Origin of the sequence: Eleftheria terrae (assembly GCF_030419005.1) — a bacterium.
Classification (GTDB): domain Bacteria; phylum Pseudomonadota; class Gammaproteobacteria; order Burkholderiales; family Burkholderiaceae_C; genus Caldimonas; species Caldimonas terrae.
Genome location: NZ_CP106951.1, coordinates 3,650,350 through 3,676,406 on the forward strand (window position 1 = coordinate 3,650,350; position 26,057 = coordinate 3,676,406).

Sequence of the window (26,057 nt, forward strand, 5' to 3'; positions counted from 1 at the left end):
CCGTTCGGCGGCCGTCGCTCAGAAGGTCTTGCTGACGGTCAGCGCCAGCGCTGTCTTGCCCAGGCGCTTGGTGTAGACGGTGCCCTGCGGGTCGGCGTCGAAGTCGGCGCCGGTCCAGTAGGCGTCGCGGTCCCAGGCGCGCGTCACCGCGCCGCCGACCGACCAGCCCTGCGGCAGCGCCTTGCTCACGCCCAGCTTCACGTCGTGCCAGTTGGCTTCGCGATGGTGGCTCACCCGGCCCATGCCCGCATGCAGCTGCAGGGTGTAGCCATCGCCAAACTGCGGGTTGAAGGACAGGTCGACATAGCCCGAGCCGCGCGCATCGTCGAAGGTGCCGAACCAGCGCTGGGTGAGGGTGCGGTAGTAGGTGGCCGACAGGCTGCCGTGGTTCAGGCCCAGCTTGAGCTCGGCATAGTCGTAGCGCTTGCCGTCCACCAGCGGGGAGGAGCTGCCGGGATAGGCGTAGTACGCCAGGCCGGCGGTGTAGCCGAGCGCCCCCACGGTGCCGTTGTAGCCGCCGTAGAGGTCCCACTCCAGGTGGCCGTCGCGGAATTCCCTGTCGCTCAGCGTCGAGAGCCAGGTGCCCAGGTAGATGCCGCTGGCATGCACGTAGTCCACGCCGCCCTGCAGCGCCGGACGCGACCAGCTCTGCGTGAAGCCGCGCGAGACGTAGTTGGTGGTGAAGGCGAGGTTGGCGCTGAACGGCGAGGCCGGTGCGGCCTCCTGGGCGACAGCGCCCGCGGTGGCGATGCAGCCCAGCAGGGCCAGGCCAAGGCGGGAGGTGAAGGGGCGGTTCATGGCAGTGGTTCCTGCGGAAGCAAAGAGGGCGAAGAGGGGCGAGCGCTGGCGCCGGGGGCGAACGCTCGCTGCAAGGGACGAGGCCGTCGGGACGGGGGGGCGAGCGTCGGGCGCCGGGCTGGCGCTCAGAGGAAGCCGCCCACCGTCGCCGTGAGGCGCTGGGCCTGCTGCCGAAGGGCGTCCGCGGCGGCGGCCGCTTCCTCCACCAGCGCGGCGTTCTGCTGCGTCATGCGGTCGATGTCGGCCACCGAGCTGTCGACCTGCGCGATGCCGGCCGACTGCTCCTGGCCCGACAGGCTGATGTCGCGGATCAAGGTGCTGACGTTGTTCACCGCCTGCACCAGCTCGGCCACCGAGCTGCCGGTGTCCCGGATCAGCTGGCTGCCTTCGCCGACGCGCTGCACCGAGTCGTCGATCAGGTGCTTGATGTCCTTGGCGGCGGTGGCCGAACGCTGTGCCAGCGTCCGCACCTCCGAGGCCACCACCGCGAAGCCGCGGCCCTGCTCGCCGGCCCGGGCCGCTTCGACGGCGGCGTTGAGCGCGAGGATGTTGGTCTGGAAGGCGATGGAGTCGATCACCGCGGTGATGTCGGCAATGCGCCGGCTGGCCGCGCTGAGGCCTTCCATGCTGGCCACTGCCTGGCCCATCACCTGCTCGCTGCGCTGCGCGCAGACGGCGGCGCCGGAGGTCAGCCGGGTGGCCTCGTTGGCGGTGTCGGCATTGGCCCGCACGGCGGCGGTGAGCTCATCCATCGACGAAGCCACGCTCTGCAGGTTGGCAGCCTGTTCTTCGGTGCGGTGCGACAGGTCGGCGTTGCCGGAGGCAATCTCGCGTGCCGCCAGCTCCACGCCGCCGGCGGCGTCGTGCACCTCGCCGAAGGCAACGCGCAGCTTGGCCACGAAGGCATTGAAGGCGCGCGAGATGCGGGCCAGCTCGTCATGCCCGCGCACCGGCAGCTCCACGCGCAGGTTGCTGTTGCCGCTGGCCAGGTCTTCCACTGCAGCGGTGAGGCGCGACAGCGGCCTCAGCATGCGGGCGATCAGGCCGACCAGCAGCACACCGGTGATCAAGGCGCACACCGCGGCAATGGCGGCAGTGGTGGCCAGCAGGGCGCGTGCGCCGGCCCGGGCGGTGGCCAGCGGGTAGGACACCTGCAGGCTCCAGGCCGGCACATCGGCCGAGGCGCGCACCGGCACCAGCACGTGGACCCAACCGGTGCTGTCGATCCATTCATGGTCGCGGCCCTGTTGTACCGCCTGCATCGCGTCGGCCGGCATGTCCTCGGCCTTCTTGCCGATTCGTGGCAGGTCGGTGTGGCTGACGTACAGGCCGCCGTTGGAGACCAGGCTGATGCGGCCGTCCGGCACCGACGGCATCTTGCCGAGGCGCTCGGACAGGCCCTTGAGCAGGTAGTCGGCCCCCACCACGCCCACGAACTTCCCGTTGACCAGGATGGGCGTCACCAGCGAGGTGAGCAATTCGTCCTTGCCGCCGACCTTGTAGAGATAGGGCTCGATCAGCGCGTTCTTCTTGGTGCGGCGGGGAATGTCGTACCAGTCGTTGATGCCGGCGGTCTCGGTGTCGCCGCCCGGCTCGGCCGCGATGGTGCCGGAGCCGCGCGTCCAGTAGGCGATATAGCGGCCGGTGGCGTCGTGGGCCGGTGCATTGGCGTATTCGGCGTCGCGGCCGTCGAGCGCATTGGGCTCCCAGGTGGAGTAGGTGCCGAGCCAGCTCGGCTTGGCCTCCAGCGTGGCGCGCGACATGTTGTCGATCTGTTCGCGGCTCAGCGCAGGGCCGTGCTCCTTCGCGTCCTTCTGGGCCTGGGCGAGGGCCTCGATCACCGTGTAGGTGGTGTTCAGTTCACCCTCCACCTGCTGGGCCACGCTGCGCGCCGCGCGGCGCGCCAGCTCGGCGGCGTCGCGCTCGGCCATGTCGCTGGCACGCACGCCGATGACCGCGCAGGTGATGACGAGGCTGGCCACCGCGCAGGCGCTGGCCGCCGCGCTCAGGCGGGTCTTGATGGACCAGCGGTTCCACGGCAGGAAGCTGGTACGGGGAGCGCGTGCTGCCGGCGCGGTGATCACAGCGGCGGGCAGGGTCTGGCGGGCATGCATGGCAGGGCAGGCGTTCTGGGATGACGTACTCCGTTTTCGGCCGGCTGGCGCCGGCGCTTGAGGTACTACGTCACGCCAGGGGGCGCTTGCCGCGGGAAAACCGGCACGGCCGGCGAGTGGCGCTACAGTCCGGTCTTGGTGCGGCGCCGCCGCACGCTGAACTTTGCTGAACATGCTCGCCTACCGACATGCCTTCCACGCGGGCAACCATGCCGACGTCCTCAAGCACCTGGTGATGGTGCAGGTCCTGCGCTACCTGGGCGAAAAGGACAAGCCTTACTGGCTGATCGACACCCATGCCGGCGCCGGCGCCTACAAGCTGCAAAGCCGCCATGCGCAGCAGAACGCCGAGTACGAGAACGGCATCGCCCGGCTGTGGGAGCGCGACGACCTGCCGCCGGTGGTGGCCGACTACGTCGAGCTGGTGCGCCAGCACAATGCCAGCGGCACGCTCAAGCACTATCCCGGCTCGCCGGCGCTGGCGCTGCAGCTGCTGCGGCCGCAGGACCGGCTGCGCCTGTGGGAGCTGCACCCCACCGACATCAAGCTACTGGCCCAGCACTTCGGCCGCCAGCCGCACACCGAGGTGCACCACGGCGACGGCTTCGGCGGCCTGAAGTCGCAACTGCCGCCGCCCTCCCGCCGAGGCGCGGTGCTGATGGACCCGCCCTACGAGATGAAGGCGGACTACGGCCTGGTGGTGAACACGGTGCGCGACGCGCTCAAGCGCTTTGCCGAGTGCGTGCTGATGGTGTGGTACCCGCACCTGCCGCGGCTGGACTCGCAGCAACTGCCGCAACGGCTGAAGTCCATCGCGCCCAAGGGCTGGCTGCATGTGCGCATGACGGTGCAGCAACCGGACGAACGCGGCTTCGGCCTGCTGGGCAGCGGCATGTTCGTGATCAACCCGCCCTGGGTGCTGCACGACCAGCTGCGCGACGTGCTGCCCTGGCTGACCGAGGCGCTGGCCCAGTACGACGGCGCCAACTTCCTGCTGGAGCACCTGCCCGCCTGAGCGGCCCTGGCCGGGCGGGCCCGCCTGTTTCCCAAGCCGCGCGTGCGGTCCTCGGCGGCTTTCGGGCCGGGGCGATCGGCCCTGCCCGGTCCTTGGCGGCGCTTTACACCCCGCGTGCGCGATCGGCGGCGAACTGCCGGCGGTAGGCGTCGAAGCGCCCGGCGTCCAGGGCCTCGCGCACCTCGCGCATCAGGTTCAGGTAGAAGTGCAGGTTGTGGATGCTGGTCAGCATCGGCCCGAGCATCTCGCCGCAGCGGTCCAGGTGGTGCAGGTAGGCGCGGCTGAAGTTGGCGCAGGTATGGCAGCTGCAGCTCTCGTCCACCGGGCGCTCGTCGGTCTTGTAGCGGGCATTGCGCAGCCGCAGGTCACCGTAGCGGGTGAAGAGGTGGCCGTTGCGCGCGTTGCGGGTGGGCATCACGCAGTCGAACATGTCGATGCCGTTGGCCACGCCGTCGATCAGGTCCTCGGGCGTGCCCACGCCCATCAGGTAGTGCGGCTTGTGCGCCGGCAGGCGCGGGCCGATGTGTTCCAGCACCCGCATCATCTCGGCCTTCGGCTCGCCGACGCTCAGGCCGCCCACGGCCAGGCCGGGGAAGTCGAGCGCCTCCAGCCCGGCCAGCGACTCGTCGCGCAGGTGGGTGTACATGCCGCCCTGCACGATGCCGAACAGCGCGTTCGGGTTGGCCAGCTTCTCGAACTCCACCTGGCAGCGCTTGGCCCAGCGCAGGCTCAGCTCCATGGAGAAGCGGGCTTCCTTCTCGGTGGTGAGGTGGCCGCTGGCCTTGTCGCCCATGATGTAGGGCGTGCACTCGTCGAACTGCATGACGATGTCGCTGTCGAGCACGCGCTGGATCTGCATGCTCACCTCGGGCGTGAGGAACAGCTTGTCGCCGTTGACCGGCGAGGCGAACTTCACGCCTTCCTCAGAGATCTTGCGCATGTCGCCCAGGCTCCAGACCTGGAAGCCGCCGCTGTCGGTCAGGATGGGCTTGTTCCAGCCCTCGAAGCGGTGCAGCCCGCCGAACTGGCGCATCACGTCCAGCCCCGGGCGCAGCCACAGGTGGAAGGTGTTGCCCAGGATGATCTGCGCGCCCATCTCCTCCAGCGAGCGCGGCATCACGCCCTTGACGGTGCCATAGGTGCCCACCGGCATGAAGATCGGCGTCTCGACCACGCCACGGTTGAGCGTCAGGCGGCCGCGGCGCGCCAGGCCCTCGGTCTTGAGAACTTCGAAGTGCAGGCCGCGGGAAAGGGGGGCAGCGGAGGTCTGTGGCATGGGGATCGGGTGAAAGAAGGCAGGATGGCCTTGCCGCGGGGCAGGAGGCCGGCTAGTGTAACTTTCGCTATGTGGATGGAAGGAAGCGGGAAGGACACCTCGTGACCACGCTGAAGCGCACTCACATCGGCACCGCGGTGGCTGCGATCCTGCCGCAGGACGCGCAGGCCCGCAGGGAGCAGGGCGGGTCGGCGGATCGCTCCCGCAGCCTGGACGGCCGGGGCGCGTCGTCCCGCTCCGCGGCCTTCAACGCGCAGATGGATGCCGCGCGCCAGATCATGAAGCGGCGCCATGCCGTGCTGCGCCCGCTGGCCCGCTGATCGCGCAACGGCCTTCGGCCTGCGTGCGGCGGCACCGTGACATGCGGTGGGCCGGCGTTGCCCAGCCGCCCTCAGCCCGTACGCTCCAGCAGCATCGCATCGCCATAGCTGAAGAACCGGTAGTGCCCGGCAATGGCATGCCGGTAGAGCGACATCACCCGCTCGTAGCCGGCGAAGGCGCTCACCAGCATCATCAGCGTGCTCTTGGGCAGGTGGAAGTTGGTGAGCAGCCGGTCCACCACCCGGAACTCGAAGCCGGGGGTGATGAAGATGTCGGTCTCGCGGGCGCCCGCCGCCAGGCTGCCGCCCAGCGCGGCCGACTCCAGCGCCCGCAGCGTGGTGGTGCCGACCGCGACCACCCGCGCGCCGTCGCGGCGCACCTGCTCGATGGCGGCCACCGTGGCGGCCGGCACCTCGAACCACTCGCTGTGCATCTTGTGCTCGGCCAGGTTCTCGGTGCGCACCGGCTGGAAGGTGCCGGCGCCGACATGCAGCGTCACGCTCGCGGTGCCCACGCCGCGCTCGCGCAGTGCCTGGAGCACGCCTGCATCGAAATGCAGCGCCGCGGTGGGGGCGGCGACCGCGCCGGGCTTGTCGGCGAACACGGTCTGGTAGCGTCGCTCGTCCTCGGCCGAATCGGAGTGGGTGATGTAGGGCGGCAAGGGCACATGGCCATGGGCCGCCAGCAGGGCCAGCGGATCGCCTGGCAGGCGCAGGTGGAACAGGCCACCGTCCGGGCCGCCGCGGCCCAGCACCTCGGCATCGAAGGCGTCGGCAAAGCGCACGGTGCTGCCTGGCTTGGGCGACTTGCTGGCGCGCAGGTGGGCCAGCACCTCGTGGCCGGGCAGCACCCGCTCCACCAACGCCTCGACGCTGCCGCCGCTGGCCTTGCGGCCGAGCAGCCGGGCCTTGATGACGCGGGTGTCGTTGAAGACCAGCAGGTCGCCGGGCTGCAGCAGCCCGGGCAGGTCGCGGAACACGCGGTCGGCGGGCGGTTCCTGGCGGCCGTCCAGCAGGCGCGAGGCGCTGCGTTCGGCGGCAGGATGCTGGGCGATCAGTTCGGGCGGCAGAGCGAAGTCGAAGTCGCTCAGGGTGAAAGCGCGAGACATGGAGAAACGAGGGCCGGACAGACCCGTGCCGGTTGAAAGCAAGGGCAGAATTGTCCCCCATGCCGACGGCCGCCGCTTCCCCCGCCTCCGCCCCCCCCTCCGCCCCCGCCAGGCGCGAGAAGTCCATGCCGCAGAAGGCGATGGAGAAGATGGGCCTGGAGCGCGACATCGACCTCGCGCTGCACCTGCCGCTGCGCTACGAGGACGAGACCCGCCTGACCCCGCTGCGCGAGGCCCGCCACGGGCAGACGGTGCAGGTGGAGGGGGTGGTGGTCGACAGCCAGATCAGCCTGCGCCCGCGCCGCCAGCTGGTGGTGGTGCTGGACGATGGCACCGACACGGTCAACCTGCGCTTCTTCAGCTTCTATCCCTCGCACCAGAAGACGCTGGCTGCCGGCCAGCGCGTGCGCGTGCGCGGCGAGCTGCGCGGCGGCTTCCTGGGCCGTGAGATGGTGCACCCCACCTTCAAGGCGGTGACCGAGGACACGCCGCTGGCGGCATCGCTGACGCCGGTCTACCCCGCCTCGGCCAACCTGCCGCAGGCCTACCTGCGCAAGGCGGTGGCCTCGGGCCTGGCCCGCGCGCGGCTCGACGAGATCCTGCCTGCCGAGCTGCTGCCTGACGGCCTGCCCTCGCTGCAGCAGGCGCTGCACTTCCTGCACCACCCGCCGCCGTCCACCTCGGTGCTGACGCTGGAAGATCGCAGCCATCCGGCCTGGCAGCGGCTGAAGTTCGAGGAACTGCTGGCCCAGCAGCTGTCGCAGCTGCAGGCCCAGCGCGAGCGCGCGCTGCTGCGGGCGCCGGCGCTGCCGCTGGCGCAGGGCGGGCTGCACGAGCAGCTGCTGGCGGCCCTGCCGTTTCGCCTCACCGACGCGCAGCGCCGCGTGGTGGAGGAGATCGCGCTCGACCTGCAGCGGCCGCAGCCCATGCACCGCCTGCTGCAGGGCGACGTCGGCTCGGGCAAGACGGTGGTCGCCGCCATGGCGGCGGCGGTCGCCATGGGCGCGGGCTGGCAGTGCGCGCTGATGGCGCCCACCGAGATCCTGGCCGAGCAGCACTTTCGCAAGCTGGTGGGCTGGCTGCAGCCGCTGGGCATCGAGGTGGCCTGGCTCACCGGCAGCCAGAAGGGCAAGGCACGCAAGGAGATGCTGGCCCGCGTGGCCAGCGGCGAGGCGCAGCTGGTGGTGGGCACCCATGCGGTGATCCAGGAGCAGGTGGAGTTCCACCGGCTCGCGCTGGCCGTCATCGACGAGCAGCACCGCTTCGGCGTGGCGCAGCGGTTGGCGCTGCGCAGCAAGATGCAGGCGGAGGCACGGCGCATCGAGGACGAGGGCGGGCCGCTGGAGCCACACCTGCTGATGATGAGCGCCACGCCCATCCCGCGCACGCTGGCCATGACCTACTACGCCGACCTGGAGGTCTCCACCATCGACGAGCTGCCGCCCGGGCGCACGCCCATCGTCACCAAGGTGTTCTCGGACGCCAAGCGCGAGGCGGTGGTCGAGCGCATCCGCGACGAAGTCGCCCAGGGCCGGCAGGTCTACTGGGTCTGCCCGCTGATCGAGGAGTCGGAGAAGCTCGACCTGCAGAACGCCACCGCCACCCACGAGCAGCTCAGCGAGGCGCTGGCCGGCCACATGGTGGGCCTGCTGCATGGACGCATGCCGGCGGCCGAGAAGGCGGCGGTGATGTCGCTTTTCTCGGGCGGGCAGATGGCGGTGCTGGTCGCAACCACCGTCATCGAGGTGGGCGTGGACGTGCCCAACGCCAGCCTGATGGTGATCGAGCATGCCGAGCGCTTCGGCCTGAGCCAGCTGCACCAGCTGCGCGGACGGGTCGGGCGCGGCGCGGTGGCCAGCGTCTGCGTGCTGCTCTACACCTCGCCGCTGTCGGACACCGGCAAGTCGCGGCTGAAGGCCATGGCCGAGACCAACGACGGCTTCGAGATCGCCCGGCGCGACCTCGAGATCCGCGGCCCCGGCGAATTCATGGGCGCCCGCCAGTCGGGCGCACCGCTGCTGCGCTTCGCCAACCTCGAGGAAGACATCGCGCTGGTCCGCCAGGCGCGGCACGCCGCCGGGCTGATGCTGGACCGCCATCCCGAGGCCGCGGCTGCGCATGTGGCCCGCTGGCTGGGCGGGAAGGCGGAATACCTCAAGGCCTGAAGCAGGCCGCGGCGCTAGCGGGCCGGGGCGCCGGCCAGCGGCGTCGTGCCACGGGCGGCGGCAGGCCGGGTGCGACGCCCCGGCGAGGGCGTCAGGACCCGAAGTGCATCTGGTACTTCGCGCCGTCGCTGAACAGGCAGACACCGGTGCCGCGTTCGGCGGCGGTCATCAGGTATTCGCAGCGCGCGCTCACGCCCTTGGCGCCATAGACGTTGGCGATGCCGCGCTGCCCGCTGTAGCTGCGCTGGGCACTGCTGCCGAGCACCTCGTCGTGCAACTGGCCGAAGGCGGGGTAGCTGGCGCCGACGCGCGTCGCGTCGCCCTGCAGCAGGTCGCCCTGGTAGCTGACGCTCAGGCTGCCGCGGCCACCGTGCTGGTCCACCACGGTGGCCACCAGCATCCCGGCGCGGCTGGCCTGCGGGTTGATCGGGTAGAGCCGGGCCTGCAGCACGGCGGGCACCGGCGGCTGCTGCGCAACCGTGGGGGCGGCCGTCGGGCCGCCGTCGCGGCCGGCCGGGGTGGGCACCGGCTGGCCGGTGCGGGGATCGATGGGCACCACGTAGCAGCCGGCCAGGGTCGCCGTCAGGCCCAGGGCCGCCAGGGCGCCCGGGAGACGGCGGGCCATGCGCGCCGGCAGCGAATGTTCAGACATGCGGTTCTCTCGGTAGGCGGCACATGCCGCAGGCCCACTGTGCCGGCCGCCAGCCCGCCACGGCAAGGCCGGCCTGCACCGGTGTCGGCCGGCAATACCGGCGGATACCGCGGGTAATACCGTCCCGCAAGCCGGGCCGACCCTGACGGGCACACATCAGGCGCACAATCAGGTTATGGTTGCGATAGTTTTTTGCTTGGTGACCCCGATGGGTGGCTGTACCGGAGACCTTCGATGACACTGACCGAACTGCGCTACATCGTGGCGGTGGCCCGAGAGAGACATTTCGGCCGCGCCGCCGAGGCCTGCTTCGTCTCCCAGCCCACCCTCAGCGTCGCCATCAAGAAGCTCGAAGACGAGCTGGACGTGAAGATCTTCGAGCGCGGCGCCAGCGAGGTCAGCGTGACCGCCCTGGGCGAGGACATCGTGCGCCAGGCCCAGGCGGTGCTCGACGAGGCCGCCGCGATCAAGGAGATCGCCAAGCGCGGCAAGGACCCGCTGGCCGGGCCGCTGCGGCTGGGCATCATCTACACGATCGGTCCCTACCTGCTGCCCGACCTGGTGAAGCAGACCATCGAGCAGGTGCCCCAGATGCCGCTCATGCTGCAGGAGAACTTCACCGTCAAGCTGCTGGAGATGCTGCGCACCGGCGAGCTCGACTGCGCGGTGATGGCCGAGCCCTTCCCCGACACCGGCCTGGCCATCGCCCCGCTGTACGACGAGCCCTTCATGGTGGCGGTGCCGCGCCAGCACGCGCTGGCCAAGCGCGAGAGCGTGTCCTCCGAGGAGGTCAAGCGCGAGACCATGTTGCTGCTGGGTACCGGCCATTGCTTCCGTGACCATGTGCTGGAGGTCTGCCCCGAGTTCGCCCGCTTCTCCAGTGATGCCGAAGGCATCCGCAAGAGCTTCGAAGGTTCCTCGCTGGAAACCATCAAGCACATGGTGGCCTCGGGCATGGGCATCACCGTGGTGCCACAGCTGAGCGTGCCGAGTGAGCCGCAGGCCCATGTCGCCTACGTCCCCTTCCGCGATCCCGTGCCCACCCGCCGGGTGGTGCTGGCCTGGCGCCGCACCTTCACCCGCTACGAGGCCATCGCCGCACTGCGCAATGCGATCTACGCCTGCGAACTCAGGGGTGTGCAGAAACTGTCCTGAGCGGTGGGCCGTGCCGGCCGCTCCTTCAAGTCCGTTCCTTCCCAACCGGAGATCCGACCCATGGCAAAAAACAAGCTTAAAAGCAAGACCCCGTCCTCCGTGCTGCCGGTCAACATCGGCATCGGCGAGGAAGACCGCGCGGCGATCGCCGACGGCCTGAACAAGCTGCTGGCCGACACCTTCACGCTCTACCTGACGACCCACAACTTCCACTGGAACGTCACCGGCCCGATGTTCAACACCCTGCACACCATGTTCATGGAGCAGTACACCGAGCTGTGGAACGCGGTCGACCCGATCGCCGAGCGCATCCGCGCACTGGGCCACACCGCGGCCGGCTCCTACAAGGACTACGAGGCGCTCAGCTCGCTGGGCGACGCGCCGAGCCAGCCGCCCAAGGCCGACGAGATGATCCGCATCCTGGTGCAGGGCCACGAAGGCGTGGCGCGCACCGCGCGCGGCCTCTACCCGCTGGTGGAGAAGGCCTCCGACGAGCCCTCGGCCGACCTGCTGACCCAGCGCCTGGACGTGCACGAGAAGACCGCCTGGATGCTGCGCAGCCTGCTCGAAGAGTGAGCCGCGGCCGGCCCGCGCCGCTATGATGCCGCCGCGGCCGCCCGCCAAGGGTGCCAGCGCGGAAGGTGCAGACCGACCTCGCGCCGCGGGGCCTCCCCGCGGTCATTCCAGAACTTGTCTCTCCGGGGCGTGAGCGGGACGGCGCAGGTGCCGCACGGCTCACGCATCACCGGCAGGTTGGCGGGCGGTACGCACCTGATTCCCCGAGTCCCGTGAAGCGACGCCCCATCGACCTCCTGGCCCGCGCCGTGGCGCGCACCGCGCTTGCCGGCGAGCGGCAGGCGCCGTCCTTGCGCGCCCGCCTGGCGGCCTGCATCGACGCTCCGCCGGCCTGGCTGGACGCACTGTCGCAGCAACTGGGCGGCTGGACGCCCGGCCGCTGGCAGCGGCACGACCTCGACACGCTGGCGGCCTGGCTGCGGCAGGACGCCGTCTTCCTGTCGGTACAGGGCGATCGGCACCCGCCCTTCGTGCGGCGCTACCTGCTGCGACCGGTGTATGCGGGGCGGCCGGCGCCGCTGGGCCTGGACGGGCTCGGCCTGCCGGCCCTGGCCACGCCCGGTGAGCTGGCTGCCTGGCTGGAGCTGTCGCGCGCCGGGCTGTGGCGGCTCTGCCTGCCCGCCGCCTGGCAGCGCCGGCGGCCGCTGGGCGAGCAGCACTACCGCTTCGCCCCTTGCGAGAAGGCCAGCGGCGGGATGCGCCTGATCGAGGCCCCGCATCCCCACCTGAAAGCCGTGCAGCGTCGCCTGCTGGACGGCCTGCTGGCCCGCGTGCCGGTGCACGAAGCGGTGCACGGCTACGTGGCCGGCCGTTCGGCGCGCAGCCATGCCGAGGCCCACCGGGGCCAGGCGGTGCTGCTGCGCTTCGACCTGCAGGACTTCTTCACCAGCGTGAGCGCCTCGCGGGTGCATGCGCTGTGGTCCACGCTGGGCCATCCGCTGCCGGTGGCCCGCGCCCTGACCGCCCTGTGCACGGTGGCCACCCCGGAGCCGGTGCTGCAGCGCCTGCGCGAGGAGGGTGGCCTGGGCTGGCCGCAGGCGCAGCGCCTGCGCGACGCCCACTTGCCGCAGGGCGCGCCGACCTCGCCGGCGCTGGCCAACCTCTGCGCCTTCGGCCTCGACCTGCGGCTGGCCGCGCTGGCCGAGGCTTTCGGCGCCCGCTACACCCGCTATGCCGACGACCTGGTGCTGTCCGGCCCGCCGGCCTTGCTGAAGCACGCCCGCCGCATCGAGGCCCGGGTGGCTGCCATCGCGCTGGAGCAGGGCTTCCGCCTCAACCACCGCAAGACGCATGTAGCGCCGGCACACCGGCAGCAGCGGGTCTGCGGCATCGTCGTCAACCAGCGGTGCAACCTGCCGCGCGAGGAATTCGACCGCCTCAAGGCGGTGCTGCACCGCTGCATGGTGAGCGGGCCGTCCGCGGTGCAGCTGGCGCTGCCGGCGGGCAGCACGCTGCGCGAGCACCTGCAGGGCCGACTGGGCTGGGCCACCCAGCTCAATGCCGCCAAGGCCGCGCGCCTGGCCCGGCTGTACGAGCGCATCGACTGGAACCGCTGAGGACGGCACCCGGCTTCTCTCTACACTCTCGCCATGACAGCCCTTCGCCTCAAGCTTCCGCTCTACCTGCAGCTGATCCGCTGGGACAAGCCGGTCGGCACCCTGCTGCTGCTGTGGCCCACCCTGGCAGCGCTGTGGATCGCCGCCGGCGGCTTCCCGGGCTGGCACCTGCTGGCGGTGTTCACCCTCGGCACCTTCCTGATGCGCTCGGCCGGCTGTGCCGTCAACGACGTGGCCGACCGCGAGTTCGACCGGCATGTGAAGCGCACCGCGCAGCGCCCGGTCACCAGCGGCGCGCTGCGCAGCACCGAGGCGCTGGCCTTTGGCGCCGCGCTCGCGCTGCTGGCCTTCCTGCTGGTACTGACGACCAACCGCGCCACGGTGCTGTGGTCGTTCGCCGCACTGGGCGTGACGCTGCTCTATCCCTACACGAAGCGCTTCTTCTCGATGCCGCAGGCGGTGCTGGGGGTGGCCTTCAGCTTCGGCATCCCGATGGCCTTCGCGGCGGTGCAGGGCGAGGTGCCGGCGCTCGCCTGGCTGCTGCTGCTGGGCAACCTCTGCTGGGTGGTGGCCTACGACACCGAATACGCGATGGTGGACCGCGACGACGACCTGAAGATCGGCATCCGCACCTCGGCCATCACCTTCGGCCGCCACGACGTGGCCGCCGTGATGGCGCTTTACGCGGCCTACCTGGCGGTGTGGGGCGGCGTGGGCTGGCAGCTGGGCCTCGGCTGGCCCTGTGCGCTCGGCCTGGCGGCCGCCGCGGTGCAGGTGGCCTGGCACTACACGCTGATCCGCGACCGCGGCCGCGAGGGCTGCTTCCGCGCCTTCCGCGAGAACCACTGGCTGGGCCTGGCGGTGGCGGCTGGCATCGCGGCGGGCCTGGCCTGGGGTTGAAACACTGCACTTCGATGTGGCGTTTGCACCAGGGCGGTGGCTCGAATCCGCAGGGCCGCCGGCCATCATTGCCATCGGTGCCTCGTCAGCGGCTGCTCACCGGCTGCTTTTGATCGTCGCCTGCCAGCAATCCGCTTCTCTTTGGGGAGAAAAAGCTGGCCCGGCCCTTGCGGTAAGCCCCGGGCCTCAACCCGATTCAGGAGCGCAACATGATGTGGCAACCCGTGCTCAAGCTGGCGGGCACGACAGTCGGTGTGGGCGGCCTGTGGGCCGCCGTCTCCAGCGTGCCGGAGCCTGAGACCTTTGCCCTGCTGTTGGCCGGGCTGTTGATGGTGCTGGTGCTGTCCAGGCGCTGCGAGCCCGGCTCGGACTGAAAGAATCGATCACATAACGCTGTCATGCGGCACCCCCCGGTGCTGCCGGCTCGCCTTGCCCCCGACGCCAAGCGGGGGCCGGGCGCGCCGCTCTTGGCGGGCCGCCCCTGGCTCGCGGGGCATGGCGGCAGGCCGGCCCGTCAGCGGCCGAACTCGTCGCCCAGCTCGCGGGCGCGTTGCTGCGCGGCCTGCATGGCCTGCACGAAGGCCGCCTGCAGGCCGGCCTGCTCCATCGCGGTGATCGCGGCATGGGTGGTGCCGCCCTTGGAGGTGACCCGCTCGCGCAGCACCTCGGGCGGGTCGTCCGAGCGCAGTGCCAGCTCGGTGGCGCCACCGAAGGTGGCCAGCGCCAGCTGCCGGCCTTGCTCGGCACGCAGGCCCATGGCCTGGGCGGCCGCCATCATCGCCTCGATGAAATAGAACACGTAGGCCGGGCCCGAGCCGGACAGCGCGGTCACGGCGTCCAGGTCGGCCTCGGCGTCCACCCACAGGGTGCGGCCGGTGGGGGCCAGCAGGTGGTCCACCGCATCGCGCTCGGCTGGCGTCACGCTGTCTCGGGCATAGAGGCCCGAGATGCCGCGGCCGATCAGCGCCGGCGTGTTGGGCATGGCGCGCACGACACGCTCGCTGCCGCTGGCCGCGGCGATCGCGTCGCTGCGGATGCCGGCCATCACGCTGAGCTGCAGCGCGCCGGCGACATGCGCGCGGCAGGGCGCGGCGGCTTCCTTGAACAGCTGTGGCTTGACGGCCCACACCACGGTGGTGGCCTGCGCCAGCGCCGGGCCGGGCGCGGCCAGCGCGCTCACGCCGTGCTCGGCGCCCAGGCGCTGGCGCTGCTCGGCATGGGGCTCCACCACGATCAGGGCATCGGCCGGATGGCCGCTGCTGCGCAGGCCCCCGATGATGGCGGAGGCCATGTTGCCGCCGCCGATGAAGGCGATCTTGTCGGTTCGGTTCATGCCCGCAGTGTACGGAAAGGATGCGCACCGGCCCGCGGCCCCGGGGCGCCGCGGGCCGGTGCGGCCGGCCTCAGTGGCCGCCGGCCAGCAGCGAGGCGTTGCCGCCTGCGGCCGCGGTGTTGATGGTCACCGTCTGCTCGGCGCAGAAGCGCGGCAGGTAGTTGGGGCCGCCGGCCTTGGGGCCGGTGCCGCTGAGGCCTTCGCCGCCGAAGGGTTGCACGCCCACCACCGCGCCGATCATGTTGCGGTTGACGTAGACGTTGCCCACATGGGCGCGCTCGGCAATGTGGCGGGCCCGGCCGTCGATGCGGGTCTGCACGCCGAGCGTCAGGCCGTAGCCGAGCGCGTTGATCTGCGCCACCACCGCGTCCACCGTCGGCAGCTCGGCATCGCCCCAGCGCACCACATGCAGCACCGGGCCGAAGATCTCCTGGCGCACATCGGCGATGCGCGGCAGCTCATACGCCACCGGCGCGATGAAGTGGCCGGCCAGCCCGGCCGGCACCGGCGTGCGCGCGATCAGCTTCGCTTCATGGTCCAGGCGCAGCACCTGCCGGCCGATGTTCTCGTGCGCCTCGGCGTCGATCACCGGGCCCACGTCGGTGTGCCACTGGGCGGTGTCGCCGAGCGTCAGCTCCTGCATCGCACCGGCGAGCATCTCCAGCACGCCGTCGGCCACCCGCTCATGCACGCACAGCAGGCGCAGCGCCGAGCACCGCTGGCCGGCCGAGCGGAAGGCGCTCTGCACCACCGCGTCGACCACCTGCTCGGGCAGCGCGGTGGAGTCGACCACCATCGCATTGATGCCGCCGGTCTCGGCGATCAGCGGGACGATGGGGCCGTCCTTGGCTGCCAGCGAGCGCTGGATCAGCTTGGCCACCTGGGTCGAGCCGGTGAAGGCCACGCCGGCGCAGCGCGGGTCGCCCACCAGGGCGGCGCCCACCGTCTCGCCGGGCCCGTGCAGCAGCACCAGGGCATCGCGCGGCACGCCGGCCTCGTGCAGCAGCTCGACGAAGCGCTGGGCCACGCCCGGCGTCTGCTCGGCCGGCTTGGCGGCCACCGTGTTGCCGCCCACCAGGGCCGCCACCACCTGGCCGGCGAAGATGGCCAGCGGGAAGTTCCAGGGGCTGATGCAGACGAACACGCCGCGGCCGCGCATGTGCAGCTCGTTGGACTCGCCGGTGGGCCCGGGCAGCGGCAGCGGGGCCAGGCGCTGCTCGGCCTGCATGGCGTAGTAGCGGCAGAAGTCGACCGCCTCGCGCACCTCGGAGATGGCGTCTGCCATCACCTTGTGGGCCTCGCTGACCAGCAGGGCGCAGAACTCGGGCATGCGCGCTTCCAGCGCATCGCCCGCACGACGCAGCACCGCCGCGCGTTCGGCCACCGGCAGCGCGTCCCAGCCAGGGTAGCCGGCCTGCAGGCGCTGCATGGCCGCCTCGACCTGCGCCGGCTCGGCCATCGGCACGTGCGGCACCGGGGTGGCGGCAATGGCCGAGAACAGGGCGGCCCGCTCGGTCGGCACGGCCAGGTCGGCACCGCGCGAGTTGGGCCGGGCCGGGCCGTAGAGGTCCAGCGGCATCGGCAGCGGCGAGGCGGTCTGCAGCTGCAGCGGCGACAGCAGCAGCGCGTCGATGTTCACGCTCTCGTCGCCCAGCTGGTGCACGAAGGAGGAGTTGGCACCGTTCTCGAGCAGGCGGCGCACCAGGTAGGCCAGCAGGTCGCGGTGCTCGCCCACCGGCGCGTAGACACGCAGCGTGATCTGCTCGCGCTTGAGCACCTCGCGGTACAGGCTGTCACCCATGCCGTGCAGGCGCTGCATCTCGAACGGCACCGGCCGGGCCCGCGCCATGCCGAGGATGGCGGCGATGGTGCCGGCGTTGTGCGTCGCGAACTGCGGGTAGATGTGCGGCGCATGTTCCAGCAGCGCCTGGGCACAGGCCAGGTAGGCCAGGTCGGTGTGCGACTTGTGGGTGAACACCGGGTAGCCGGGCAGGCCCATTTCCTGGGCGCGCTTGATCTCGCCGTCCCAGTAGGCGCCCTTGACCAGCCGCACCATGAAGCGCAGGCCATGCTGCTTGGCGATGCGGGCGACCTCGTGCACCACTTCCAGCGAGCGGGTCTGATAGGCCTGCACCGCCAGGCCGAAGCCCTGCCATTGCGGGTAGTGCTGGGCAATGCGGGCAGCCAGTGCGTCGAGGATGTCGAGCGACAGCTCCAGGCGGTCGCTCTCCTCGGCGTCGATGGTCAGGTTCAGGTCGGCCGCCGCGGCCGGCTCGATGAGCGACCACACGCGCGGTAGCAGCGTCTCGAAGACCCGTTCGCGCTGCGCTTCCTCGTAGCGCGAGAACAGGGCGCTGAGCTTGATCGAGATGCCGTCGCTGGTCTCGGGCTTGGCGCCCTTGGGGCGCTGCCGGCTGATCTGCTCGATGGCATGGCGGTAGGAGGCCAGGTAGCGCTCGGCATCGCGCTCGGTGCGGGCGCCTTCGCCCAGCATGTCGAAGCTGAAGCACAGCGTGGGCTGCTCGCGGCGCTGCGACTGGGCTTCCTTCTGTGCCTCGTCGATGTTGCGGCCCAGCACGAACTGCCGGCCCAGCAGCTGCAATGCCCGCACGGCGGCGGCCACCACCGTCTGGGCGCCCAGGCGCTGCAGCATGCCCGGCTGCTTCTGCCCGTCGCTGGGCAGGATCTTCTTGGTCAGCCCGATCACGCTGGCCGACAGGTTGGACAACATCGGGTGCTGGCTGGCGCCCGGCTTGTCGAAGTCGGCGCGGCCCAGCTGGTCGGCGGTGAGCGCCATCGCGGTCTCGACATCGGGCACCCGCAGCAGGGCCTCGGCCAGGCGCATCAGGGCCAGGCCCTCGGTGGTGGACAGCGGATATTCCTTGAGCAGCGATTCCATCGCCCAGAAAGGCGCGGGGCGCTCACGCACCGCCTGCACCCACGGCGCGGCGGTGGCTTTCACCTGATCCCACATCACGGGCGGGCGGCTGAGCAGCGACTTCACCACCTCCGCCTCGGGTCGGTACGGCGCCGGCAGGCGCATGGTGGAGGCGGGAACAGTGAAGCGGGCAGGGGTAGACATCGTTTATGCCTCAGGGTTTTGCATAACTTGCTAGGTTATGAGCAACGGCCTAGCATCTTTCGCCAATGAGAAGGTGGGCGACAGAGGAAAATCAAGCATGAAAAACGGGTCGGTCGAATTCAACGAGCTGGACAAGATCGATCGCAAGATCCTGCGCGTGCTGCAGCAGGACGGCCGCATTGCCAACCTCAAGCTGGCCGAGGCGGTGCACCTCTCGCCCACCGCCGTGCTCGAACGCGTCAAGCGCCTGACGCGCGAGGGCTACATCCTCGGCTACGAGGCCCGCCTCAATCCGCTCAAGCTCAGCGCCAGCATGATGGTGTTCGTCGAGGTGGTGCTCGATCGCACCACGCCCGACGTGATGAATGCCTTCAAGGCGGCGGTGCAGACCCGCCCCGAGATCCTGGAATGCCACCTGGTGGCCGGCGGCTTCGACTACCTCATCAAGACCCGGGTGGCCGACATGCAGGCCTACCGGGAGCTGATCGGCTCGGTCATCTGGTCGCTGCCCGGCGTGCGGGAAACCCACACCTACGCGGTGATGGAAGAGGTGAAGAACACCAACCTGCTGCCGATCTGAGGCCGCAGGCCCCCGGGGCGGGGAGCGCAGGGCGGGAAGGAAGGGCGCCGTCCCTCAGCCCGCCGGCCGCGGCCGCGTGCCGAAGATGGCGGTGCCCACGCGCACCATGGTCGCGCCTTCGAGCACCGCGGCTTCCAGGTCGGCCGTCATGCCCATCGAGAGCGTGTCGAGCGCCAGGCCGTCGGCCTGCAGCTGCTCCAGCAGGCACCGCAGCGCCCGGTGCGGTTGGCGCTGGCGCTCCAGGTCCTCGGCGGGTTCGGGAATGGCCATCAGGCCGCGCAGGCGAAGCTGCGGCAGGGCCGCCACCGCCCGGGCGACCGGGGCCACCTCGTCCGGCAGCAGGCCGCTCTTGCTCGCTTCACCGCTGATGTTGACCTGCAGGCAGACCTGCAGCGGTGGCAGCCCCGGCGGTCGCTGTGCCGACAGGCGCTCGGCGATCTTCAGGCGGTCGACCGAGTGCACCCAGTCAAAGTGCTCGGCCACCACCCGCGTCTTGTTGCTCTGCAACGGGCCGATCAGGTGCCACTGCAGCTGCGGACGCAGGTCGGCGAGCGCCTGCATCTTCTCGATGGCTTCCTGGACGTAGTTCTCGCCGAAGCGGTGCTGCCCGGCGTGCACCGCTTCACGCACCGCCTCGGCGGGGAAGGTCTTGCTCACCGTCAGCAACGTGACGCTTTGCACGTCCCGCCCGGCCTGCTTGCAAGCCGCACGGATGCGGTCTTCGACTTGTTGTATGTTCGCTGCAATCGTCGCCATAATGGCGCGAGCTTAACCCCTCGAACGCCCTTTGGGCCCCCCTCAGAATCTCCATGGACATCACCCAGCTGCTGGCTTTTTCGGTCAAGAACAAAGCCTCCGACCTGCACTTGTCGGCCGGGCTGCCGCCGATGATCCGTGTCCACGGGGATGTGCGCCGCATCAATGTCGACCCGTTGGAGCACAAGCAAGTGCACGACATGGTGTACGACATCATGAACGACTCGCAGCGCAAGGCGTATGAAGAAACGCTGGAGTGCGACTTCTCGTTCGAGATCCAGGGCCTGGCGCGCTTTCGCGTCAACGCCTTCAACCAGAACCGCGGCGCCGGCGCCGTGTTCCGGACCATTCCCTCGAAGATCCTGACGCTGGAGCAGCTCAACGCGCCCAAGATCTTCGCCGAGCTGGCGCTCAAGCCGCGCGGCCTGGTGTTGGTGACCGGGCCCACCGGCTCGGGCAAGTCCACCACGCTGGCGGCGATGGTGAACCACCTCAACGAAAGCGAATACGGCCACGTGCTGACGGTCGAAGACCCGATCGAGTTCGTGCACGAGTCGAAGAAGTGCCTGGTCAACCAGCGCGAGGTCGGCCCCCACACGCTGAGCTTCAGCAACGCGCTGCGCTCGGCCCTGCGGGAAGATCCGGACGCCATCCTGGTCGGCGAAATGCGCGACCTGGAAACCATCCGCCTGGCGCTCACCGCCGCCGAGACCGGCCACCTGGTGTTCGGCACCCTGCACACCTCGAGCGCCGCCAAGACCATCGACCGGGTGGTCGACGTCTTCCCGGCGGCCGAGAAGGACATGGTGCGCGCGATGTTGTCGGAATCGGTCGTCGCCATCATCTCGCAGACCCTGTGCAAGCTGAAGGACGGCTCCGGCCGCGTCGCGGCGCACGAGGTCATGCTCGGCACTTCCGCGGTGCGCAACCTGATCCGCGAGAACAAGATCGCCCAGATGTACTCGGCCATCCAGACCGGCAACAACATGGGCATGCAGACGCTGGACCAGAACCTGTCAGACCTGGTCCGGCGCAACATCATCTCCCCGGCCGAGGCCCGCGCCAAGGCGAAGTTCCCGGAGAACTTCCCCGGCTGAGGCCTGCCTCCGCCCAGCCCCGCCCATGCCATGAACCGACCCAGCGACCCCTCCAGGCCACGGCAGGCACCCGGCGCGGACGCGGAGCCGGCGGCCGACGAGGACACCGGCTTCTTCTCCACCATCTTCCAGGAGCGCCTGGACGACAGCCAGGCGCTCACCAGCTGGCAGAGCCGTGCCCAGCAGATCGGTGCCCGGGCGCACGACCGCACCGACGGTGCCGAGCGCTTTGCCGCGCTGTGGGGGGTGGACCGCTATGTCGCCGCCCTCGGCAGCGAGGAGCTGGTGCGCATGAGCACCTACCTCGACTTTGTCGAGATCGACGCCGGCCAGGAAGTGATCGGCCAGGACGAGCAGGGCGACTACATGCTCATCGTGCTGGCCGGCACCCTGGCCGTGGACCGCGTGCAGCCCTGGGGCGGCCGCGTGCGGCTGGCCGAGGCGCGCCCGGGCGACATGCTGGGCGAGATGTCGCTGCTGGACGCCGGCTCGCGCTTCTCGGCCTGCACCACGCTGACGCCCTGCGTGCTGGCGGTGGTCGATGCCCAGGGGCTCGACGCCATGATCATGCAGGAGCCGCGCCTCGGGCTGGCGCTGCTCGCCTCGCTGGCGCGCCGCCTGTCGTTGCGCCTGCGGCAGGTGAGTGCGCGGCTCAGCGCGGTGCTTTCGCGCGGCTGAGCAGCGCGGCGCTTCGCTTACAGTTCTTCTCGAGATCCTCTCCGCTCTCGCTCTCCTTCAACCGGACCGACGCATGGAAAGAGACCAGGCTTCCAAATTCATCAACGACCTGCTGCGACTGATGGTCAGCCGCAACGGGTCCGACCTCTTCCTGACCGCCGAATTTCCGCCGGCCATCAAGGTGGACGGGCGCGTGACCAAGGTGTCGCCGCAGCCGCTGACCGGGCAGCACACGCTGGCCCTGGCGCGTTCCATCATGAACGACAAGCAGGCGGCCGAGTTCGAGCGCACCAAGGAGTGCAACTTCGCGGTGGCGCCGCAAGGCATCGGGCGCTTCCGCGTCAACGCCTTCGTGCAGCAGGGCCATGTGGGCCTGGTGATGCGGGTGATCCCGCAGACGCTGCCCGACATCGACACCATGGGCCTGCCCCAGGTGCTCAAGGAAATCACGATGACCAAGCGCGGCCTGGTCATCCTGGTGGGCGCCACCGGCTCGGGCAAGTCGACCACGCTGGCGGCGATGGTGGACTACCGCAACGAGAACTCCTACGGCCACATCATCACCATCGAGGACCCGGTGGAGTTCGTGCATCCGCACAAGAACTGCATCGTCACCCAGCGCGAGGTGGGCCTGGACACCGACGGCTGGGGCCAGGCCCTGAAGAACACGCTGCGCCAGGCGCCCGACGTGATCCTGATGGGCGAGATCCGCGACCGCGAGACGATGGAGCACGCGGTGGCCTTCGCCGAGACCGGCCACCTGTGCATGGCCACGCTGCACGCCAACAGCGCCAACCAGGCGCTCGACCGCATCATCAACTTCTTCCCGGAGGAGCGGCGCGCGCAGCTGCTGATGGACTTGTCGCTCAACCTCAAGTCCATGATCTCGCAGCGGCTGCTGCCGCGCCAGGAGGGCAAGGGCCGGGTGGCCGCGGTCGAGATCATGCTCAACACGCCGCTGATCTCCGAGCTGATCTTCAAGGGCGAGGTCGCCGAGATCAAGGAGATCATGAAGAAGAGCCGCGAGCTGGGCATGCAGACCTTCGACCAGTCGCTGTTCGACCTCTACGAAGGCAATGCCGTCACCTACGAGGACGCGCTGCGCAATGCCGACTCGGTCAACGACCTGCGCCTGCAGATCAAGCTCAACAGCAACCGCGCCCGCAGCTCCGACCTGGCGGCCGGCACCGAGCACCTGACCATCGTCTGAGCGGCCGCTTCCCCTGCCGCCGCCGCACCCCGGGCCCCGGTGGCCCCGGGGCCGGCCCCCTCGTTCCAAGGACTGCCATGAACAAGAAGAGCTACGACCCCATCGCGCCCCACCGTGTCGCCTTCCTCGGCCTGGGGGTGATGGGCCACCCGATGGCCGGCCACCTGGCCCAGGCGGGCCACCAGGTGACGGTCTACAACCGCAGCGCGGCCAAGGCCGAGCAATGGGTGCAGCAGTACGGTGGCCGCCTGGCGGCGACACCGGCCGAGGCGGCGCGCGGCGCCGACCTGGTGTTTGCCTGCGTCGGCAATGACGACGACCTGCGCAGCGTCGTGCTGGGCGAGCAGGGCGCTTTCGCCGGCATGTCGGAGGGAGCGGTGTTCGTCGACCACACCACCGCCTCCGCCGACGTGGCACGCGAGCTGAGCGGCCTGGCGGTCTCGCGTGGCCTGCAGTTCATCGACGCGCCCGTCTCCGGCGGCAATCTGGGTGCCGTCAACGGCGTGCTGACCGTGATGTGCGGCGGCGACGCGGCGGCCTTTGCCCGCATGCAGCCGGTCGCGATGGCCTTTGCCAAGGCGGTCACCCTGCTGGGCGAGAGCGGCGCCGGCCAGCTGGCGAAGATGGTCAACCAGATCTGCATCGCCGGCCTGCTGCAGGGCCTGAGCGAGGCGGTGGCCTTCGGCCAGAAGGCCGGGCTGGACATGGAGGCGGTGCTGGCCGTCATCGGCAAGGGGGCCGCCCAGAGCTGGCAGCTCGACCATCGTGGCCCGACGATGGTGCAGGACCGCTTCGACTTCGGCTTTGCGGTGGACTGGATGCGCAAGGACCTGGGCCTGTGCCTGGACGAGGCCCGCCGCAACGGCGCGCGCCTGCCGGTGACGGCCCTGGTGGACCAGTTCTATGCCGAGGTGCAGGCCCAGGGCGGCGGCCGCTGGGACACCTCCAGCCTGGTCCGGCGCCTGCGCTGACCCCCCTGCAGCGGCCGCCCCTTCCCCGGTGCAGCACCGCCAGACGGCAAAAAGGCTCCCGGGGGAGCCTTTTTTTTGGGCGCGCCGCGCTGGGCGCGACCGCCTATTGCGCGGTGCCGCCCTGGGTCGAGCCGTTGCCGGCGTTGGGCGAGGTGCGCTTCACGATGCCGGCCAGCTCGTCTTCGCTGATGGTCTCGAAGACCTTCACCACCTTCATCACGCCGCCGACACTGCGTGCCAGGTCGGAGGCGCGGGCGGCTTCGCGTTCGGTGACGCGGCCCATCAGGTAGACAGTGCCGCGCTCGGTCACCACCTTGAAGGCATTGGCCTGCAGGTCGCGCGCGTCAACGAAGGTGGCCTTCACCTTGCCGGCCAGGATCACGTCGCTGGAGCGCGAGCTGAGCGAGCTCTTGGCGGTCACCGCGATCTCGTTGACGATGGAGCGCACGTTCTCGATGCCGGAGACCGCCTGCTCGATGGCCTGGCGGTCCTGCTCGGTGGGCGCCTCGCCGGTGAGCAGCACCATGCGGTTGTAGCTGTTGGCGTTGATATGGACACGCTCGCCCATCGCCTCGCGGATGCGGTTGACCGCCTTCAGCTCGATCGCCTGGTCTTCGATCTGGGTGCCCGAGGTGCGGCGGTCGATCGCCAGCATCACGCCGCCCACCATCGCACCGCCGACCAGCAGGGGGGCGCAGCCGGGCAGGGCGGTCAGCAGGGAGGCCGCGGCCAGGCCGACCAGAAGGGGCCGCTTGAAAACATCGATCGTCATGCGTGGTCCTGCTCTCCGAGCAATTGGGTGTCGATGGCGTCGCACAGACAGTGCAGCGCCAGGATGTGGACTTCCTGGATGCGGGCGGTGCGCTCGTGCGGCACGCAGATGTGCACGTCGGTCTCGGCCAGCAATTCCTTCATGCGGCCGCCGCCGCGGCCGGTCAGGGCCACCACCGTCATCTCCTTGTCGTGCGCCGCCTGCACGGCGGCCAGCACGTTGGCGGAATTGCCGCTGGTCGACAGCGCGAACAGCACGTCGCCGGGCTGGCCGAGGGCCTGCACCTGCTTGGAGAACACCTGTCCGAAGTCATAGTCGTTGCCGACCGCCGTCAGGATCGAGGTGTCGGTGGTCAGCGCGATGGCCGGCAGGCCGGGCCGCTCCCGCTCGAAGCGCCCGACGAATTCGGCCGCGAAGTGCTGTGCATCGCTGGCCGAACCGCCGTTGCCGCAAATCAGCACCTTGCCGCCGGCGGTCAGGCAGCCCAGCACGGCCTGCGTCGCGTCCGCGATGGGGCGCGCGAGCAGGTCGGCCGACTGGTATTTGAGGTCGGCGCTTTCGAAAAACTGTTGTTGGATGCGTTGTTCGAGCATGGCTGCCGATGATAAGTCACCCGTGAGTGACTCCCGCGCTGCGCGGCGGTTCCGGCGCGGCGGGATCACTCGGCCATGAAGGCGGCCTGCAACCACTGGAGCCGCTCGCCGTCGATGGCCACCACGTCGAAGCGGCAGGGCGGTGGCGCCGGCAGCCGCAACAGGAAATGGCGGGCCGCCAGCACCAGGCGGCGCTGCTTGGCCGGCCCGACGCTGGCGGCGGCCCCGCCATGGCGGGCATTGCGCCGCTGCCGCACCTCGACGAACACCAGCGTGCCGTCGCCGCTGCGCAGGATCAGGTCCACTTCGCCGGCCGGGCGGCCGGGGCCGCCGGCAACGCGATAATTGCGCTGCACCAGCGTCAAGCCCGCCCGCTGCAAGAAGGCCAGCGCGCGATCCTCCCCCCTCTCACCCGAGCGTTGATCCGTCGTGACCATCGAGGCCTCATCGTCCTTGTTGCTGCAGGCTGCCGCACAGGCCGCCGGCGCGCAGCAGTATCCCTCCGGCGCGCTCTACGTGGTCGCCACCCCGATCGGCAACCTGGCCGACATCACGCTGCGCGCCCTGCATGTGCTAGGCCTGTGTGATGCGGTGGCCTGCGAAGACACCCGCCACACCGCCGCCCTGCTGCGCCACTACGGCCTGGAGCGGCCCCTGCTCGCGGTGCATGAGCACAACGAACGCGAGGCGGCCCAGGCGGTGCTTGCGCGCCTGGCGGCCGGGGAGCGGGTGGCCTACGTCAGCGACGCCGGCACGCCGGCCGTGTCGGACCCCGGCGCGCGCCTGGTCGCAGCCGCGCGTGCCGGCGGCTACCGCGCGGTGCCGGTGCCCGGCGTCAGCAGCGCCACCGCGGCGCTGTGCGTGGCCGGCGACCCGCAGCCGGGCGGCTTCTGCTTCGTCGGCTTCCTGCCAAGCAAGGCCCGCGAGCTCGAGCAGGCCCTGCAGGCCGTGGCGGGGCGTGTTGAGGCACAGGTGCTGTTCGAGGCGCCGCACCGCATCGAAGCCCTGGCCCGCGCACTGGCGGCCGCCTGCGGCGAGCGCCGGCTGACGGTGTGCCGCGAGCTGACCAAGCAGTTCGAGCAGGTCGATACCCTGCTCGCCAGCGCACTGCCCGCCTGGCTCGCCGAGGATGCCAACCGGCGCCGCGGCGAGTTCGTGCTGGTGCTGCATGCGCAGGATGCGCCGGCCGCCGATGCGCTGGCCCAGGCCGAGCCGGTGCTGGTCGCGCTGGTCGAGGCCTTGCCGCTGAAGCAGGCCGTGGCGCTGGCGGCGCAACTCACCGGCGCGCCGCGCAATGCCCTCTACGAGCGCGCGCTGGCGCTGCGCCAGCAGGCGGGCGATTGAGCCAG

Annotated in this window: 25 protein-coding genes; 14 read left to right on the forward strand and 11 right to left on the reverse strand. The window is 70.5% G+C overall.

The genetic code is table 11. The annotated features are described in order from the left end of the window. Window positions 1-18 precede the first annotated feature (18 nt). Window positions 19-798, reverse strand: coding sequence for a TorF family putative porin (locus N7L95_RS16160; RefSeq protein ID WP_301256284.1), 780 nt, complete (start codon window positions 796-798; stop codon window positions 19-21). Window positions 799-923: 125 nt separating this feature from the next. After that, window positions 924-2,912, reverse strand: a complete 1,989-nt coding sequence (locus N7L95_RS16165) for a methyl-accepting chemotaxis protein (RefSeq protein WP_301256285.1) — start codon at window positions 2,910-2,912, stop codon at window positions 924-926. A 172-nt stretch (window positions 2,913-3,084) separates the two neighbouring features. Here N7L95_RS16165 and N7L95_RS16170 point away from each other — a divergent pair, with 172 nt between their 5' ends. After that, window positions 3,085-3,927 carry a 23S rRNA (adenine(2030)-N(6))-methyltransferase RlmJ gene (locus N7L95_RS16170; protein WP_301256286.1) on the forward strand — a complete coding sequence of 281 codons (843 nt, stop codon included), beginning with the start codon at window positions 3,085-3,087 and terminating at the stop codon, window positions 3,925-3,927. Window positions 3,928-4,030: 103 nt separating this feature from the next. On the opposite strand, the gene tgt is transcribed toward N7L95_RS16170, so the two are convergent. After that, on the reverse strand, window positions 4,031-5,203 hold the full coding sequence (tgt, locus tag N7L95_RS16175; protein WP_301256287.1) for a tRNA guanosine(34) transglycosylase Tgt: 1,173 nt from the start codon (window positions 5,201-5,203) through the stop codon (window positions 4,031-4,033). Between the two features lie 101 nt (window positions 5,204-5,304). Here tgt and N7L95_RS16180 point away from each other — a divergent pair, with 101 nt between their 5' ends. Then, window positions 5,305-5,523, forward strand: a complete 219-nt coding sequence (locus N7L95_RS16180) for an AbrB/MazE/SpoVT family DNA-binding domain-containing protein (RefSeq protein ID WP_301256288.1) — start codon at window positions 5,305-5,307, stop codon at window positions 5,521-5,523. Between the two features lie 71 nt (window positions 5,524-5,594). Here N7L95_RS16180 and queA read toward each other — a convergent pair whose 3' ends face one another. Continuing rightward, window positions 5,595-6,632 (reverse strand): tRNA preQ1(34) S-adenosylmethionine ribosyltransferase-isomerase QueA, encoded by a 1,038-nt coding sequence (gene queA / locus N7L95_RS16185; RefSeq protein WP_301256289.1) that lies wholly within the window; start codon window positions 6,630-6,632, stop codon window positions 5,595-5,597. 59 nt (window positions 6,633-6,691) lie between these two features. On the opposite strand from queA, the gene recG reads away from it, so the two are divergent. Beyond that, window positions 6,692-8,797 carry an ATP-dependent DNA helicase RecG gene (gene recG / locus N7L95_RS16190; RefSeq protein ID WP_301256290.1) on the forward strand — a complete coding sequence of 702 codons (2,106 nt, stop codon included), beginning with the start codon at window positions 6,692-6,694 and terminating at the stop codon, window positions 8,795-8,797. Between the two features lie 91 nt (window positions 8,798-8,888). Here the strand turns inward: recG and N7L95_RS16195 are convergent, their stop codons facing one another. Then, on the reverse strand, window positions 8,889-9,449 hold the full coding sequence (locus tag N7L95_RS16195; RefSeq protein WP_301256291.1) for a hypothetical protein: 561 nt from the start codon (window positions 9,447-9,449) through the stop codon (window positions 8,889-8,891). 234 nt (window positions 9,450-9,683) lie between these two features. On the opposite strand from N7L95_RS16195, the gene N7L95_RS16200 reads away from it, so the two are divergent. From N7L95_RS16200 to N7L95_RS16220, 5 genes are all read left to right on the forward strand, one after another. Further along, window positions 9,684-10,604, forward strand: a complete 921-nt coding sequence (locus N7L95_RS16200; RefSeq protein ID WP_301256292.1) for a LysR substrate-binding domain-containing protein — start codon at window positions 9,684-9,686, stop codon at window positions 10,602-10,604. A gap of 60 nt (window positions 10,605-10,664) precedes the next feature. Then, complete coding sequence (locus N7L95_RS16205; protein ID WP_301256293.1) at window positions 10,665-11,180, forward strand: Dps family protein; 516 nt, start codon at window positions 10,665-10,667, stop codon at window positions 11,178-11,180. Between the two features lie 212 nt (window positions 11,181-11,392). Next, window positions 11,393-12,736 carry a reverse transcriptase family protein gene (locus N7L95_RS16210; protein WP_301256294.1) on the forward strand — a complete coding sequence of 448 codons (1,344 nt, stop codon included), beginning with the start codon at window positions 11,393-11,395 and terminating at the stop codon, window positions 12,734-12,736. Between the two features lie 33 nt (window positions 12,737-12,769). Then, complete coding sequence (ubiA, locus tag N7L95_RS16215; RefSeq protein ID WP_301256295.1) at window positions 12,770-13,636, forward strand: 4-hydroxybenzoate octaprenyltransferase; 867 nt, start codon at window positions 12,770-12,772, stop codon at window positions 13,634-13,636. A 209-nt stretch (window positions 13,637-13,845) separates the two neighbouring features. Next, a complete protein-coding gene (locus tag N7L95_RS16220; RefSeq protein WP_301256296.1) occupies window positions 13,846-14,010 on the forward strand; it encodes a PEP-CTERM sorting domain-containing protein in 165 nt (54 codons plus the stop codon). A gap of 140 nt (window positions 14,011-14,150) precedes the next feature. Here the strand turns inward: N7L95_RS16220 and proC are convergent, their stop codons facing one another. Together proC and N7L95_RS16230 are read right to left on the reverse strand one after the other, a co-directional pair. Further along, on the reverse strand, window positions 14,151-14,969 hold the full coding sequence (gene proC, locus N7L95_RS16225) for a pyrroline-5-carboxylate reductase (RefSeq protein ID WP_301256297.1): 819 nt from the start codon (window positions 14,967-14,969) through the stop codon (window positions 14,151-14,153). A 70-nt stretch (window positions 14,970-15,039) separates the two neighbouring features. Further along, on the reverse strand, window positions 15,040-18,051 hold the full coding sequence (locus tag N7L95_RS16230) for an L-glutamate gamma-semialdehyde dehydrogenase (RefSeq protein WP_301256298.1): 3,012 nt from the start codon (window positions 18,049-18,051) through the stop codon (window positions 15,040-15,042). A 97-nt stretch (window positions 18,052-18,148) separates the two neighbouring features. On the opposite strand from N7L95_RS16230, the gene N7L95_RS16235 reads away from it, so the two are divergent. Then, window positions 18,149-18,631, forward strand: a complete 483-nt coding sequence (locus tag N7L95_RS16235; RefSeq protein WP_301256299.1) for an Lrp/AsnC ligand binding domain-containing protein — start codon at window positions 18,149-18,151, stop codon at window positions 18,629-18,631. A 54-nt stretch (window positions 18,632-18,685) separates the two neighbouring features. On the opposite strand, the gene N7L95_RS16240 is transcribed toward N7L95_RS16235, so the two are convergent. Continuing rightward, entirely contained in the window at window positions 18,686-19,387 is a 702-nt protein-coding gene (locus N7L95_RS16240; protein ID WP_301256300.1) for a YggS family pyridoxal phosphate-dependent enzyme, read from the reverse strand. 53 nt (window positions 19,388-19,440) lie between these two features. On the opposite strand from N7L95_RS16240, the gene N7L95_RS16245 reads away from it, so the two are divergent. From N7L95_RS16245 to N7L95_RS16260, 4 genes are all read left to right on the forward strand, one after another. Then, the gene (locus N7L95_RS16245; protein WP_301256301.1) at window positions 19,441-20,484 is read left to right on the forward strand and encodes a type IV pilus twitching motility protein PilT; all 1,044 of its coding nucleotides are present in this window, start codon (window positions 19,441-19,443) and stop codon (window positions 20,482-20,484) included. Between the two features lie 30 nt (window positions 20,485-20,514). Then, window positions 20,515-21,162 (forward strand): cyclic nucleotide-binding domain-containing protein, encoded by a 648-nt coding sequence (locus N7L95_RS16250; RefSeq protein WP_301256302.1) that lies wholly within the window; start codon window positions 20,515-20,517, stop codon window positions 21,160-21,162. Between the two features lie 73 nt (window positions 21,163-21,235). Continuing rightward, window positions 21,236-22,372 (forward strand): PilT/PilU family type 4a pilus ATPase, encoded by a 1,137-nt coding sequence (locus tag N7L95_RS16255; protein ID WP_301256303.1) that lies wholly within the window; start codon window positions 21,236-21,238, stop codon window positions 22,370-22,372. Window positions 22,373-22,449: 77 nt separating this feature from the next. Further along, window positions 22,450-23,343, forward strand: coding sequence for an NAD(P)-dependent oxidoreductase (locus N7L95_RS16260; protein ID WP_301256304.1), 894 nt, complete (start codon window positions 22,450-22,452; stop codon window positions 23,341-23,343). A gap of 103 nt (window positions 23,344-23,446) precedes the next feature. Here the strand turns inward: N7L95_RS16260 and N7L95_RS16265 are convergent, their stop codons facing one another. From N7L95_RS16265 to N7L95_RS16275, 3 genes are all read right to left on the reverse strand, one after another. Next, the gene (locus N7L95_RS16265; protein ID WP_301256305.1) at window positions 23,447-24,115 is read right to left on the reverse strand and encodes a BON domain-containing protein; all 669 of its coding nucleotides are present in this window, start codon (window positions 24,113-24,115) and stop codon (window positions 23,447-23,449) included. Beyond that, window positions 24,112-24,708 carry a phosphoheptose isomerase gene (locus N7L95_RS16270; protein WP_301260166.1) on the reverse strand — a complete coding sequence of 199 codons (597 nt, stop codon included), beginning with the start codon at window positions 24,706-24,708 and terminating at the stop codon, window positions 24,112-24,114. Before N7L95_RS16270 ends, N7L95_RS16265 begins: the two co-directional genes overlap by 4 nt. A gap of 65 nt (window positions 24,709-24,773) precedes the next feature. Beyond that, the gene (locus tag N7L95_RS16275; RefSeq protein WP_301256306.1) at window positions 24,774-25,145 is read right to left on the reverse strand and encodes a YraN family protein; all 372 of its coding nucleotides are present in this window, start codon (window positions 25,143-25,145) and stop codon (window positions 24,774-24,776) included. Here N7L95_RS16275 and rsmI point away from each other — a divergent pair. Next, window positions 25,144-26,052, forward strand: coding sequence for a 16S rRNA (cytidine(1402)-2'-O)-methyltransferase (gene rsmI / locus N7L95_RS16280; protein ID WP_301260167.1), 909 nt, complete (start codon window positions 25,144-25,146; stop codon window positions 26,050-26,052). The two genes, N7L95_RS16275 and rsmI, sit on opposite strands and share 2 nt — an antisense overlap. The last annotated feature ends 5 nt before the right edge of the window (window positions 26,053-26,057 follow it).

Bases quoted from the DNA above. Each gene is read 5' to 3' on its own strand.
- tgt (WP_301256287.1), bottom strand. From the start codon at position 5,203: ATGCCACAGACCTCCGCTGCCCCCCTTTCCCGCGGCCTGCACTTCGAA.
- N7L95_RS16170 (WP_301256286.1), top strand. From the start codon at position 3,085: ATGCTCGCCTACCGACATGCCTTCCACGCGGGCAACCATGCCGACGTC.
- N7L95_RS16160 (WP_301256284.1), bottom strand. From the start codon at position 798: ATGAACCGCCCCTTCACCTCCCGCCTTGGCCTGGCCCTGCTGGGCTGC.
- N7L95_RS16270 (WP_301260166.1), bottom strand. From the start codon at position 24,708: ATGCTCGAACAACGCATCCAACAACAGTTTTTCGAAAGCGCCGACCTC.
- N7L95_RS16240 (WP_301256300.1), bottom strand. From the start codon at position 19,387: ATGGCGACGATTGCAGCGAACATACAACAAGTCGAAGACCGCATCCGT.
- N7L95_RS16255 (WP_301256303.1), top strand. From the start codon at position 21,236: ATGGAAAGAGACCAGGCTTCCAAATTCATCAACGACCTGCTGCGACTG.
- N7L95_RS16260 (WP_301256304.1), top strand. From the start codon at position 22,450: ATGAACAAGAAGAGCTACGACCCCATCGCGCCCCACCGTGTCGCCTTC.
- queA (WP_301256289.1), bottom strand. From the start codon at position 6,632: ATGTCTCGCGCTTTCACCCTGAGCGACTTCGACTTCGCTCTGCCGCCC.
- N7L95_RS16230 (WP_301256298.1), bottom strand. From the start codon at position 18,051: ATGTCTACCCCTGCCCGCTTCACTGTTCCCGCCTCCACCATGCGCCTG.
- N7L95_RS16220 (WP_301256296.1), top strand. From the start codon at position 13,846: ATGATGTGGCAACCCGTGCTCAAGCTGGCGGGCACGACAGTCGGTGTG.
- N7L95_RS16275 (WP_301256306.1), bottom strand. From the start codon at position 25,145: ATGGTCACGACGGATCAACGCTCGGGTGAGAGGGGGGAGGATCGCGCG.
- recG (WP_301256290.1), top strand. From the start codon at position 6,692: ATGCCGACGGCCGCCGCTTCCCCCGCCTCCGCCCCCCCCTCCGCCCCC.
- N7L95_RS16235 (WP_301256299.1), top strand. From the start codon at position 18,149: ATGAAAAACGGGTCGGTCGAATTCAACGAGCTGGACAAGATCGATCGC.
- N7L95_RS16265 (WP_301256305.1), bottom strand. From the start codon at position 24,115: ATGACGATCGATGTTTTCAAGCGGCCCCTTCTGGTCGGCCTGGCCGCG.
- N7L95_RS16205 (WP_301256293.1), top strand. From the start codon at position 10,665: ATGGCAAAAAACAAGCTTAAAAGCAAGACCCCGTCCTCCGTGCTGCCG.
- N7L95_RS16165 (WP_301256285.1), bottom strand. From the start codon at position 2,912: ATGCATGCCCGCCAGACCCTGCCCGCCGCTGTGATCACCGCGCCGGCA.
- N7L95_RS16195 (WP_301256291.1), bottom strand. From the start codon at position 9,449: ATGTCTGAACATTCGCTGCCGGCGCGCATGGCCCGCCGTCTCCCGGGC.
- N7L95_RS16250 (WP_301256302.1), top strand. From the start codon at position 20,515: ATGAACCGACCCAGCGACCCCTCCAGGCCACGGCAGGCACCCGGCGCG.
- proC (WP_301256297.1), bottom strand. From the start codon at position 14,969: ATGAACCGAACCGACAAGATCGCCTTCATCGGCGGCGGCAACATGGCC.
- ubiA (WP_301256295.1), top strand. From the start codon at position 12,770: ATGACAGCCCTTCGCCTCAAGCTTCCGCTCTACCTGCAGCTGATCCGC.
- N7L95_RS16245 (WP_301256301.1), top strand. From the start codon at position 19,441: ATGGACATCACCCAGCTGCTGGCTTTTTCGGTCAAGAACAAAGCCTCC.
- N7L95_RS16200 (WP_301256292.1), top strand. From the start codon at position 9,684: ATGACACTGACCGAACTGCGCTACATCGTGGCGGTGGCCCGAGAGAGA.